The sequence below is a fragment of the Algibacter sp. AS12 genome, from assembly GCF_046736315.1.
Classification (GTDB): Bacteria; Bacteroidota; Bacteroidia; order Flavobacteriales; family Flavobacteriaceae; genus Algibacter_B; species Algibacter_B amylolyticus.
In genome coordinates this window covers 3,434,953-3,448,582 of the sequence record NZ_CP151841.1, presented here as the reverse complement: position 1 = coordinate 3,448,582, position 13,630 = coordinate 3,434,953, and the positions used below count along the sequence as shown (strand labels likewise).

Annotated in this window: 6 protein-coding genes; all 6 read right to left on the bottom strand. The window is 31.8% G+C overall.

The window, feature by feature from the left end; genetic code table 11:
- Nucleotides 1–8: 8 nt before the first annotated feature.
- The 6 genes from AAFN75_RS14090 to AAFN75_RS14065 all read right to left on the bottom strand — a co-directional run bounded on the left by AAFN75_RS14090 (nt 9) and on the right by AAFN75_RS14065 (nt 13,609).
- Nucleotides 9–1,388: a sulfatase gene (locus AAFN75_RS14090; RefSeq protein ID WP_411806934.1), complete on the bottom strand. Its 1,380-nt coding sequence runs from the start codon at nt 1,386–1,388 to the stop codon at nt 9–11.
- Between the two features lie 430 nt (nt 1,389–1,818).
- Nucleotides 1,819–3,270 (bottom strand): sulfatase, encoded by a 1,452-nt coding sequence (locus AAFN75_RS14085; protein ID WP_411806933.1) that lies wholly within the window; start codon nt 3,268–3,270, stop codon nt 1,819–1,821.
- 121 nt (nt 3,271–3,391) lie between these two features.
- Nucleotides 3,392–5,011, bottom strand: a complete 1,620-nt coding sequence (locus tag AAFN75_RS14080; RefSeq protein WP_411806932.1) for a T9SS type A sorting domain-containing protein — start codon at nt 5,009–5,011, stop codon at nt 3,392–3,394.
- Nucleotides 5,012–5,068: 57 nt separating this feature from the next.
- Nucleotides 5,069–7,069, bottom strand: coding sequence for a glycoside hydrolase family 127 protein (locus AAFN75_RS14075; protein ID WP_411806931.1), 2,001 nt, complete (start codon nt 7,067–7,069; stop codon nt 5,069–5,071).
- 4 nt (nt 7,070–7,073) lie between these two features.
- Complete coding sequence (locus AAFN75_RS14070; RefSeq protein WP_411806930.1) at nt 7,074–10,319, bottom strand: glycoside hydrolase family 2 TIM barrel-domain containing protein; 3,246 nt, start codon at nt 10,317–10,319, stop codon at nt 7,074–7,076.
- A gap of 647 nt (nt 10,320–10,966) precedes the next feature.
- Nucleotides 10,967–13,609: a hypothetical protein gene (locus AAFN75_RS14065; protein ID WP_411806929.1), complete on the bottom strand. Its 2,643-nt coding sequence runs from the start codon at nt 13,607–13,609 to the stop codon at nt 10,967–10,969.
- Nucleotides 13,610–13,630: the final 21 nt, after the last annotated feature.

Genomic DNA, 13,630 nt, shown 5'->3' with positions numbered 1-13,630 from the left:
TATTCTTTTTAATATGCAGGCACTGCTTCTTTTTCCCAATTAGCAATGTCAGAAATTAATTTGTTTTCAATTTCTAAACCAGTTCCTATTAAATCGTCTTGTTCGCTAATATCTTTTTCAACATTAAATAATTCAAATTTTCCGCTGTGGTATTTAACCAATTTCCAATCTCCGGAAATTACTGCTGCATACTGATCTTCATAACTTCTAAAGAAATAAAGATTACGTTTTTCAATATCTCCTCCTTTAATTAAAGGCAACAAACTAACGCCTTGAATTTGTTTATCTTCAAATTTAGCTCCTGAAGCTATCTCAACTAATGTTGGATAAACGTCAACAGATTGAACTGGTATGTTGGTTTCTGTATTTGGTTTAGTTAAACCTGGATAGTTTATTAAAAATGGCACTCTTGCACCGCCTTCTCCTAAAGTATTACCCCCTTTTTTACCTCCACTTAACGGCGCATTTGTGTAAGCTCCACCTTGGTCTGATAAAACAATAACAACTGTGTTGTCTGCGATTCCTTTTTCTTCTAATGCCTTTCTAACACGACCAACGGATTCATCCATGGCTTCTACCATAGCCGCATGATGTGCATATTTCCCTTTTAATCCTGCCTGTTGGTATTTTTTCAATAAATCTTTTCTTCCTACTGATGGCCCATGCACTGAATAGTACCAAAAGGACATCATAAATGGTTGATCTTTATCATAACCTTCTATAAAATCGACTGCGCCATCCGTTAAAACATCTGTTAAGTAATCGCCTTCTTTATAATTTTTCATGAAGCCATTTGGGTCTCCACCTTTAAAGAATGGAAAATAATAACTTTTTGGGTGTCCATGATTGGTTGTACCAAATTCAGCATCAAAACCTTGATCGGTAGGGTATTTACCTTTATGCCCAAGGTGCCATTTACCAATAAACATATTGTAATAGCCATATTCTTTTAATCGTTCAGCGTAGGTTACTTCTTCTAAAGGCAAATAATTTATAGAAGGTCTTTTCATTGGGTCTTTTGGCCAAATATTATATTTCGGGCTTATAAAATGTTCTTCTTCAGGAATGTGTCTAGACATTTCTAATCTTACTGCTTCTTTTCCTGTTAACAATGACAACCTACTTGGACTGCATGTGGGTGTTGGAATATAAGCTCTTGTAAAATCTAAGCTTTCTTTTTTGAATTGATCTAAGTTTGGTGTATTGAAAGTAGGGTTACGATAGCCAATATCTGACCACCCATAATCGTCTATAAATAATAAAACGATGTTAGGTTTAGAATAAGATACTTTCTCTTGATTAGTGCTTTTGGTTTTTTTTACATCTGAATTCTTACAAGAAAAACAGATGAATAAAACAATGAGTAAATTGATTAGTTTGAAATTCATTTAATGATTTAAAAAAGTTAGAATTTATATATATTAATTACACTCTCCTCGTCCAGGAGATGTAACATTTGGGCAACCTGCAATTGCACTTTTGGGTCATCCTCTTGAAAATCATCATTATTAGATTCTGAAGAACATGCAACGAGAAGCAAAATAGTTAAAACTAAGGAACTGTTTTTGATAACACCAATCATAAAATTTAATTTTATATTTACAAATATTGAATGATACTGCTAAATATTTGTTCTCTTTAGTTTAGAAAATGTATTTGAGAGTAAAAAATTTATCATATCTACTGATTTTGTCAGCTCAATATTATTCGCACGTCTTTACATCTTCAGACCTCACAACAATCTAATAATCTCTAAATCTTTTTTAAGAAGTAACATCACTATCGTCAAATGGAATCTTCAAGCATTCTTTCCCAAACTTACATCCGTTTCTTTCTCCTCTTTTCTTCGGCTTTTATTGGATCATAATTAGAATTTTTATCCATCATTTGAGCTCCTACATTAGCTCTCCAATTTTTCAACTCTGAAAGTAATTCTTCACCTAATACAAGATTGGCTTTAATAATATTTTGAGTTTCATTTGGATCTATTGACAAATCATATAATTCTAATGCGCCGTCTTCAAAAAACTCAATCAGTTTAAAATCACCTTTTCGAATAGCTCCATAAGGTTTTGTTCTGTGATAATGTGGATAATGCCAATAGACCGCATCGCGTTCTAAACTTTCTGAAGTTCCATTCAGTAATGACACTATGCTTAACCCATCTAAATGTTCATCAGGTTTTAAAGGCAAATTTGCCATTTCTAGGATTGTTGGATAGAAATCTGTCCCGATAACGACTTCATCGCTTTTAGCTCCTGCTTTAGTGATTCCTGGCCATTTTACAATGAAAGGTTCTCTAACGCCACCTTCGTGCGAAAATCCTTTATAGCCTTTAAGTCCTCCAGTAGTTTTATCAAAATTCCCTCCGTTATCTGCCGTTAAAATAATAATTGTATTATCTGATATTCCAAGTTCATCTAATTTTTCGATAATTCTTCCAACACTTGTATCCAAAGATTCAACCATGCCTGCTCTTTTTGGATTGAGATACTCGTTCTTTAAATTTTCAAATCCAAAAGCTTTTTTTTTATATTTTTCTTCCAAATCCTTTGGAGACATAATTGGGCCATGCAATGTATAATAGGAAAAGTATAATAAAAATGGTTTTTCTTTACTTATAGTATCTAAGTGTGTTATTGCCGCGTCTGTTAACTTGTCTGTTAGGAAATCTCCAGGATTACCATCATCAAGGTTAGGCATTTCAAAAGGAGAGAAATATTTCCCCTTTCCTTTTGGCATTCCCCATTGATTGCCGCCAATATTAATATCAAAACCGTGGTCTGTGGGGTAATGTTGTTCAAAATCATCTTGATTTTCTGGCATTAAATGCCATTTTCCGAAGAAAGAGGTATTGTAACCTCCTGCTTTTAAAGCTTCAGGAAATGTAGTTCGGTTATGTTCAATTCTCATATTCCATTTAGGAACAGAAAGCTTTGCGTTCGGAAAATCATGACCAGAAATCCAATCTGTTAAATGTGTTCTAGCAGGATATCTTCCGGTTAACAAAGCAGCTCTCGAAGGCGAACAAACCGTACTACACGCATAAGCATTACTAAACAGCATGCCTTGACTAGCCAATTTATCAATATTTGGTGTTTCATTAAATTTTGCGCCATAACATCCAAAATCTCCCCAACCCAAATCATCTACAAGTAAAAAAACAATATTTGGCTTTTTAGTATCTGAATCACTTTTAGTTTTTAATCCTGAACAAGACACTAAAAGCAAAACTAAAAGTAAATATGATTTGTTGATGAATTTGAACATTGAATAGCACATTAGCTTTTTGAGTTGATTTTTGCTCTTGAATTTATTTATGTTACGCACAATTTATGGTAAAAGGTAATGCGAGAACGAAATAGAAAACTATTTTTTTAGACATCTAATTTTAATAATTGAGAACTATTTTTTTAGAAATATTTGCGTTTTCAGATTTATAATTAATTATATATAAGCTGGTTGGCAAAAAAGAAACATCTATAACTGTTGTTTTTTCTTGAATATTGAACGACTTGATAAGCATTCCTAAAGCATTATATATTTTTATTTCAGCAGATGTATTAGAGATTACCATCAAGTTCTTTGAAATAATATTTTGGAATATTTTAAGCTCTAAAGCTACTTCATACTCTTCAGAACCCAAAGGTACTGCTGTAGTAGAAGTTTGTAATGGGTTTGGCGTATTTCTATCTTCTGCTTTAATAAAAATTGGAGATCCATCAATATCACAACCTTCAAAATCATTTTCTCCTCCATCAGTAATTAAACCATCTGATCTTACTTCTGAAGAAAAACCTGTGTGATTAACATTATCTAAAACTATTTGATAACGCCCTTCTGGATTACCTAATGAAACGTAATCTTCTAAAGCCAAATAATATACAGGTGCTAAAGATGGCGCTTCATAAGATTCTTCATCTAAGTTTTTTGTCATGCTTATATACCCTCTTAAAGCACAAGGGATGTGTCTTAAACGTGCCCCTCTAACTTGTGCTTCTGTACCAAAAGCGGCTATAACATTAGCAATAACAGAATCTTCAGAAAAAGTGCCTGGACTATGACCATTTATTGCATTTCCATTTGAATCTGATTGCCCTTTACTTTCTGATAAAAATCCAAAACCAATAGAAACCACAGCTTCACAACTAACGCCTGAAACATCTCTTACATCTACTGTTCCTTGAGTAATTGTGTGAGGAGATAACATAACTGCATGAGCACCGTTTGAACAAGAGATATTTCGTGCGTATATATTATTAAGAATTGGTGTTTGATCTGTTAGATATAAATCGGCTAACCCTTGAAATCCAGATTCCAAACGTAAAGTAACACCTCCTTCTCCAGATAAGTTTCTGAATAAAATATCTTGAGCAACCTGGTTTTGAGTTAAACCATAACCATAATGTGCTTTTTTTATATCAAGATTTTCAATAATTCCAAATGTTGGAAATTTTGAAGGGGAACTACCTACTGCTCCTGAAGAAACTGCGTTGAACTTTGTATAATTATCTAGAACCAAAAAATCTGCCAATTTAAAATTGGTTGTGTTTCCTAATTGAAAAGCTCTAATATCTTTAGTAGGTTGTAGGTCTGAAAAATCGAAAGTAAATTTTTCTCCATTTGTACTTTGAAAACTCCAATTGCTTACATTTTCAAAATTATTATCATAACCTGCTCTAAATAATGCGTTTCTTGGAATAGACTTAAAAACAACATCTGGATGAATACGAATATGCACACCCGTTTTCATATGTATTTGTTCTAATATATAGATCCCAGCATTAATTGTTAAAACACCACCACCAGAACTTGATAAATTATCAATTAACGTTTGTAATGCTGATGTTGAACTAGAACCACTCGGGAAAGTTGCTTGATTTACTGTGTTTATTGTTGGATTATAAAAATAATCATCAGCAGGTAAAACTCTATCTATTGGATTTTGACCAAGGCAAACACATGTTACTAAAAAAAATATGGCTTTTGAAATTAAAATTGACTTTTTCATATTACTTAATTATTCTTTTTAACTCGGTTCTAAACATTTTTAAAACTTCTTTGTGTTTTATTTCCAAAGTACTGGCATAAAAACCGTCATTTCGCTAACACCTCTATTACTCCAAGCATAATAAGGTATAAAAGTAGCATCAAAAGTTTTCCAAGTTGGTTTTTCCAATGTTTTATACATTTTATCTCCTCTATCTTCAGTTAACATTACTGTTCCTTTTAAGGTTGATAAACCTCCTAAAAAGTTAACTTCTTTTTGTGGAGTCAATTCAATATCAGAAGGAATATATACATCTAAAATATTGGTGTTTTTAGGTAAATCTGGTGTTTCTATACAATATACAACTGGACCTCTTTTAATAGCTGCTTGATTTCTTACTTCTTCAATGTTTCTATGTCCAACCACTAATTCTGGTTTCATAGGCATATGTAAAGAAATTATATCCCCTTTTTTCCACTTTCTATTCATTGTAAAATAAGTTCCTGCTGTTGCTTTTTCCTCTTTTCCGTTTACAGAAACTGTACTTCCTTTTGCCCATTCTGGAATGCGTAGCATAATATCAAAAGCTTCTTTTTTACTTTCTGATACTTCAATAGAAACTGCTCCATCCCAAGGATAATCTGTTTTTTGAACTAATTTAATTTTGGATTCATCCAACAAATTTGTTTCCAATTTATTTCCTCCATATAAATTAACTGCAATTCCATTTTTTGTTAAACTATATGCCCAAGCTGAAAGTTTTGCAATAGTTCGTACTAAGTTTGGCGGACAACAAAAACAAGGAATATACGGCACTCTGTTTGGATAATCTGTTCCTCCCATTTTATGGTCAAAACCTCTTCTTAAAGGATTTGTATAGAAAAAATTTGTTCCTCCAATATCAATTCCAGATAATGCACTATTGTACATTACTGTTTCTATTACGTCTGCATATTTTGCTTCGCCTTTAACACCTAACATTCTATAATTAAACATGGCATTACAAAGGTTTGCACAGGTTTCATTATAAGAATGTGCGTTGTGCATTTCATAATCTACCGTAAACGCTTCGTGTACAAAATCTCTTTGAGAAGAACCACCATCGTGTTTTTGCCCACAAGCTCCTGTGATAAACATTTTCTTGTCTACAATATTTCCCCAAATTCTATCTAATGCATCAATCAAAGCTTGTTCACCAGTTTCTGCATAAATATCAGAAGCACCAGCATAATAATACAATGCTAAAACAGCGTGACCAACTGCTTCATCTTCATCTCTTAAAGCTGTTCTTTCTTGCGTCATATCACCAATATTTCTAAATCTTACTGAATCATCTGAGGTTACTTTAGACTTACCACGCATATTCACAAAAATTTCTGCGAGCTCTAAATATTTTTTATCTTTTGTAGTTCTATACAATTCTACCAAGCCCATAATTTGAACCTGATTAAAGCCAAAACGCGCTAATTCTTTTGGTTGGGGTTGAAAAACACTATATAAATTGTTTGCGTGTTTAATGGCGATGTCTAAAAAGTTACGTTTACCTGTTATTCTATGATGAATAATGGCGCTTATGTATAAATGACCAGCATTATACATTTCATGATGCTTTCTTTCTGAAAAAGGTTTTTTACCCGGAATAGAAACTTGTGTTTGCAAATACCCATTTTCTAATTGAGCTTTGCCAATAATCTCGATATATTCATCGATTTCTTTTACAATTTTAGAATCTTTATTTATTGCATAAATATATAATGCAGCTTCCATCCATTTATAGAAATCTCCATCGTGCCAGAACATGCCTTGGTGCTTCCCTTCTTTAAGGCCTGCGGCAATTTTAAAATTATTTAAAGCATGTCCTGTATCACTTGCCAACAATTTACCCATAGATGGCATCATAGAGTTTTCAGCAATTTCGAACTTATCTGCCCAAAATCCATCTGTCCAGACGCAATCGCCTATATCAACACTTTTAAACTTTACAAATTTGCTATCTGCATTATTGATAACTCCCTTTTCTTGTGAATTTAAACTCCCAAGATATAAGACTGTAAAAAGTATAATTCCAAATTTTTTCATTGTTCTAATTTTGTGCATTTAGTATAAATTCGAAGCTGTATTTCCCTGAAGGAATTACATACTTGGGTAAGGTTTCAGATAAAGTTCCATTTACACTCATTTGAATTAAATGTAAATTCAAGGTATAAAAACCTTGTTTTTCTAAATCGAAAGGATGTTTTGCAGTTTGAATATTTTCCGCTGTATATGGCCAGATTGAAAAACCAAAAGTTGGCGAACCTTCAATTTTAAAACTACTTTTTTCGGTTCCCGATAGTTGTAACCATCTTACGTCTGAGCGATTTCCGTTTTCTTGTGGAAACACATAATTGGTAAATAAGTCATCAGTTTTAAAGGTAAATTCATCTACTTCTGTTCCTCTTTTTCTATCAATATAATTTTCCCAAGGACCTTTCCCATAAAATGTTGTGTTTTGATGTGCTTTTGAAACGCCTAATGTCATTCCGAATTTCACCAAACTTGGTAAATTTTCTTTGGCATCCATTTCCATTTTAACAACAATACTTCCATCACTTAAAACTGTGTATAGAATATTTAATTTCACTTCGTCTTTGTGAAATTTTTCAACTAAAATAATCGCTTCATTTTTCTTTTTTGAAATTACCTTTACAGATTTTATTTCTAATTTCTCATTTAATAACTCCCAATAATCTCTTGATTTTCTAAAATCACGACTGCTTGCTCCTCTTAAATCGTTATCGATTGGTGGTCTAAAAAAATTAGGCTTTAACGGTGATAAAATGTGCTCTTTCCCTTTTGTAGATAATGAAGTTAAGTTTCCGTTTTCTTTAGATATTTTTATGGTAACACCATTTCTTGTAATAGTAATTTTATTATCAACTTCAACAATTAAAGCCTCTGAATCGCTATTCTTTTTAAAATTATTTAATTCAGTTTTCTCTTTTAATAAAATCTGATCTTTTGCAATTTCAAAACCTTTTTCTGCCCAAAATGTTTCTTGTTTTTCGTGAACAGAAATTTTTAACCAATATTCGTTTTCATCTTTAAAACGAACCTTTTTATATGGAATATTTATTTCTGATGATGATTTTGCTTTTACATCAACATTTTCTAAAACGCCAGATTGAATTTCTTTTCCGTTTTCAGAAACAGACCATTTTACATCATAGTTATTTAAATTGGTTTCATTTAAATGATTAATTGCTAAAACTGTTCCGCTCTTCACATTCGCTTTAAAATTAAATGGTTGATGAATATATTTTACTTCCCAAGCGTGTGGATTTGGTTTTCTATCCGAAGAAAAAACGCCATTAATACAAAAATTCTTATCATTTGGGTAATCATCAAAATCGCCTCCGTATGCATAAAAATCATTCCCATTTTTATCTTTTTTGACTAAACCTTGGTCTATCATATCCCAAATAAAACCACCAATTAAATTCTTTTTAGAGTTGATTACATCCCAATACTCACCTAAACCACCAATAGAATTTCCCATTGCATGAGCATATTCACACATAATAATGGGTCTGTCTATATATTTACTTTCAGACATCGCTTCCAATTGATACATCTCTGGATACATTCTGCTTAAAACATCTACATATTTTGGGTCATCAGGATTTGCGTGTGCTTTTCCTCTAAATACTTTTTGTCCTTCTTCTCCTTCTTTGTATTCAGGATGATTTGGATTTCCTTGAGCTCCTTCATAATGAATAAAACGTGAAGCATCATAATCTTTAGCCCAACTTGCAGCTGCTGCAAAAGCGGGTCCTGTTCCTGCTTCATTACCCAAAGACCAAGAAATGATAGATGGATGATTTTTATCTCTATCAATCATTCGCATTACTCTACTTAAAATAGGGATTGCTAAACTTGGTTGCTGTGGTGCATAACTTCCTAAATGATGCGTTTCTATGTTTGCTTCATCCATTACATAAATTCCGTATTTATCACATAAATCATAGAAATAGGGATCGTTAGGATAATGTGAAGTTCTAACTGCATTAAAATTGAATTTCTTTAACAACTTTACATCGTCTTCTAAATCTTTTCTTGTCAACGCTTTTCCTCTAATTGGATGATGATCATGACGATTTACACCTTTAATTTTTACTGCTTTTCCATTGATTAACAACTCATTTTCATCTGAAAAACCAACTTGTCTAAAACCAACTTTTTGACTACGAGATTCTACAATGTTTCCTGATGCATCTTTAACATCAAAAACCAGGGTATATAAATATGGGTTTTCAACAGACCATTTTTTTGGATTTTTAATGTTCGCTTCTAAAAAAGCAAATTTTGTTATATCTCTTTGTGGCCATCTTTCAAAAAACACATCTTCAATATTGTAAGACATTGGTTTTTCTAGAACTTTTTGATTATTAGCATCGTATAAATCTGCAGTAATTTTCCAATCTTTTAGGTTGTTTTCATCTCCTTTCATCCATAAATGAGGACGAATTTCTAATTTGGCATTTTCTAACTTTTCATCAAATTTTGTTCTTATAAAAAAGTCATTTAAAGAAATTTTTGGTTGCGCCAACAGAAGAACTTCTCTGTGAATTCCGCTTAAACGCCACATATCTTGATCTTCTAAATAACTACCATCACTCCATCTAAAAACTTGAACTGCAACTTTGTTTTTTCCTTCTTGTAAATGTTCTGTAACATCAAATTCTGCAGCCAATCTACTTCCTTGACTATAGCCAACTTTTTTACCATTTACCCAAACATAAAAAGCGGAAGACACACCTCCAAAATGTAAAATTACAGATTGATTTTTCCAATTTTTTGGAATTGTAAAATCTCTATAATAGCTTCCAACAGGATTATCTCTATATTTTTCTATAAATGGAAATTGAGGTGGATGTGGCCCCATATAATTGAAATTTCTTTTTCCTCCATTTTTAATATCTGGTGTAAAAGGATAAATGATATTAGAATAAATGGGTTGCCCAAAACCTTGTAATTCCCAATTAGATGGAACCGAAATATCGCTCCAATTTTCATCACTTTTAAAATCGTTTGGAATGAAATCTTTAGGTCTGCTTTGAGATTTTTCAACATAATTAAATTTCCAAGTTCCGTTTAAAGATTGGACTCTAGAATTCTCTCTATTGCCTTCTAAAGCATCAGAATGATTTGTATAGGAATAACTTGGTACTCTTGAACGCAACTTGTTTTGCTCGAACATCAATTCGTTTTCCCAATCGTTTTGAGAGAAAGCATTTAATGTTAGCAATAAAAGGAACAACAAACTATTTTTAGAACCTATACTCTTCATAAATCTTATTTAAACTTTTTTAAATATCGGAAGAGTTTTTCTTAATATCCAAAAGTAGTTTACCTTATTCTATGCAACTTTTACCTTTTTTAAAGGAATTTTACACTTACAAATCAAAAATAATAGATGCAAATACTTAAGTTGTCTTTACTGGTTTAATAAATGTTTCTATGCGTAATTAGTTTAACAATTAAACCTCACTAATTACTTTACCATACCTGAAAGCAAAAAATATAAACTCACGTGTACATTTGACTATATTTAAAAGTAGAAATTTGAGTTATTAATTATTAAATAAAAAAGAGATGAAAATTATTAAATTAAGTATTTTACTTATTGCTTTAGGTGTTTTTACTCAAACGAATGCTCAAGATGATGCCAAGAAAGAAAAAAGAAACAATTTAGTAAAATAGATGCAGATAGTAATGGTTCTGTAAGCGCTGATGAAATGACTACTTTTTATAAAGGTAAAGAAAATAAAAAAGGAGATGCAATCGATGGTGCTAAAATCTTTAAACGTAAAGATGCTGATATAGATTGAAAAGTAACTTTTGTAGAATTTATTGCTCTTCCTAAAAAATGGAATAAGAAAAAAAAGTAACTTTTTGATTTAAAACTTACACAGTTTATGAGATACTGCCTAAAAATTAGTACGCTACATCAATAAAACGCAATGAACCTGCAGGTACTGTTAGCTTGATTGACTCGCCAGATAGAATTAGTTCCTCATTATTTAAAACATCTTTAACCCATTTTGGTTCTTTATTCTGAAAAATTATGGTTGTTTCACAATCTCTAGGATTAATATAATTAGGATCTATCAAAATAATTCTTGAATGGTTTTCATCTAATTTAATAACACTCCAAGAAGCACCTTTCACAATGATTGGCAAACTTTTTTCGCCTTCTTTAACCGTATTTTTAATGGTTTCTCCAAATCGATTGGCAGGTATTTCTTCTTCGTTTTTAATTCCTACTTTTCCGTTAGAAACAAAATATGGTTTACCTTGTTTTTTAACCATGGATTTTGATTCAATTGGAGCAACAGGAACCATTCCATGTGGCATTTCTGGCATATAGTTTAACCAACGATATTTTACACCTAATGCGGCATTCGAATAGTCGTATTCAGGAACATCAGTTCCTGCCCAATGCATTTGTCCTACAGAAAGAACAGCATGGTCATCATCCTTTTTATATTGTTTTAAATCATGATGGTTATCTACTGAATGAATTAAATGTTCGTCAACATCTTCAATTAAATGCCATGAACCAATTGAAAGTATATCTTCTTTATCAACAATAGGAAGAAGACCTGATTTCATTAATGCAAAAAGTACATTTAGTCCAGGTTCTTCAGTAAAATTGTTGTTTGCTACAATTCCGTAACGCGCACCATAAGCTGCCATAATAACACCTTGTCTTAAATAAGGAGATATTGAATTTTGTCCTCCAGGAGATAATGGTCTCCAACTTGTTGGGTTGTCATCAATTAAGCGTATAGCAAAATCATTTACATACCCTCCAGAATGCATTCCAACTCGTCCTGCTAAATTTAAATCTTGAATACGATTACTTGTATCTTCGGATGCTGGAACCAAAATATCACTATATTTCCCAGAGAAAAACATATCTTTCCATAAAGGTAAATGCGAAGTTGCAGCCCAAAACATATTTTTATATCTGAAATAGAGTTTTGCTTTATTGTTTTTTCTGATGGCTTTCGCTAATCGAGGTAAATACTCTTTTACATAGTGAATAACTCTTGGGTCTTCAACATTATCCATTTCTGCATATACAAATCCGTAGCAGGTATTTGGTGCGACTTCTAATATTTGTTCTAATGTTTCAATTTGAATATAAAATGGGTCGTTACCATGTCCAGCCCAAAAAGTAAACGGTTGACCTTGAGCTTCGTAATTTCTAGCCATTTGCACAATGTCTTCTCTAGAATCTTGATATTTACCTCGCTTATCTTTTTTTAGAGCAATATCTCCAATTTTAGCAACTATATGTGAACGATCTGTACTTTCTTTTGGCGATTTTTGAATGACGAATTTAATATCTTGTCCATTCAGTTTTTCAACCTTTGAATCGATTTTTTTCGAAGTTATCATCACCCAATCCTTATCGGATTTCTTTTGATAACTTGGAGGAGTGAAATTAAGAGTTTGCTCATACAACGTATTCAAGTTTTGTTCTACTTCAAGCATTCTACCTTGCTTTTTATGAGTTGTTTTCCACCAATTGTTTTTGCTTACATCATAAAAATATAAAGCGTTTCCACCATCAACTTCACCAGCTGCAATTAATTGATTGGATTTTGAATCATAAGCAAAATCACTATGAACCATATTTCCATATTTTGATCCTGATTTATCAATCAATTTTCCTTTTGAATCCAATACAAATAATATTCCACCATGTTGGAACATAATTTCATTTCTATTTGTTAAAAATGTTCCTTGTGAGTGTCCATAACGTTGTGCTTCTTTTTTTGTGGCGTTAAACTTGCCTAATACATTAAAATCTGAATCCAAAGCAGCCATAAAAGGTGTAAAAGAAATATCTGCAAAAAACAAAATATCGTCTTTTTTATCGTTGTTGATATCAGAAATAGTAATATCAGTAACCATTGCTTTTCTTAATTCTTTTAGCCTTTTATCATTAATAGACACATCTTTAATTACTTCTTTGCTTTCAGCATCTAGAAAACCCATAAATTCCCAACGAAATTTATCATGATTATAAGTCATTAAAAAGAGTGATTTTTTATCTGTATCAATGAAATTACCTCCTTCAATTTTTCTAACAACACCTTCAATTACAGTTTCTGAAACTAATTGTCCTTCAGCATTTAATTCGTATAATTTGTAATCATTTCCACCTGCAAAAATTTGAATTTTTTCATTATTTACAACAGCAATTTCTGAAAAACGAACCTTATGTCCTGGATTAAATTTCCAAAGAAGTTCTCCTTTATGATTCCAACAATAAATATTTCCATCCGCACTTGCGGCTAATAAATCGTCTTTTTTATCACCATTTACATCTATAGCATTTATTTCGAACATAACTGCTTTTAATGTAGACGCGTTTCTCCATAATTTTTCGCCTTCCATTGTATAGGCTGAAACACTTCCATCTAATTCTGATAAATAGAGAACAGTTTTCCCTTTTACATTGGCAGTAATACTGTTTCTAATGCCATTTCCATCTGTAGAGAAATTTTGTGATTTACTCGTAAAAGAAATTAATGCAATAAGTACGAAGCTCAAATATTTAATCATGTGCTTTTAGATTTAAAATGA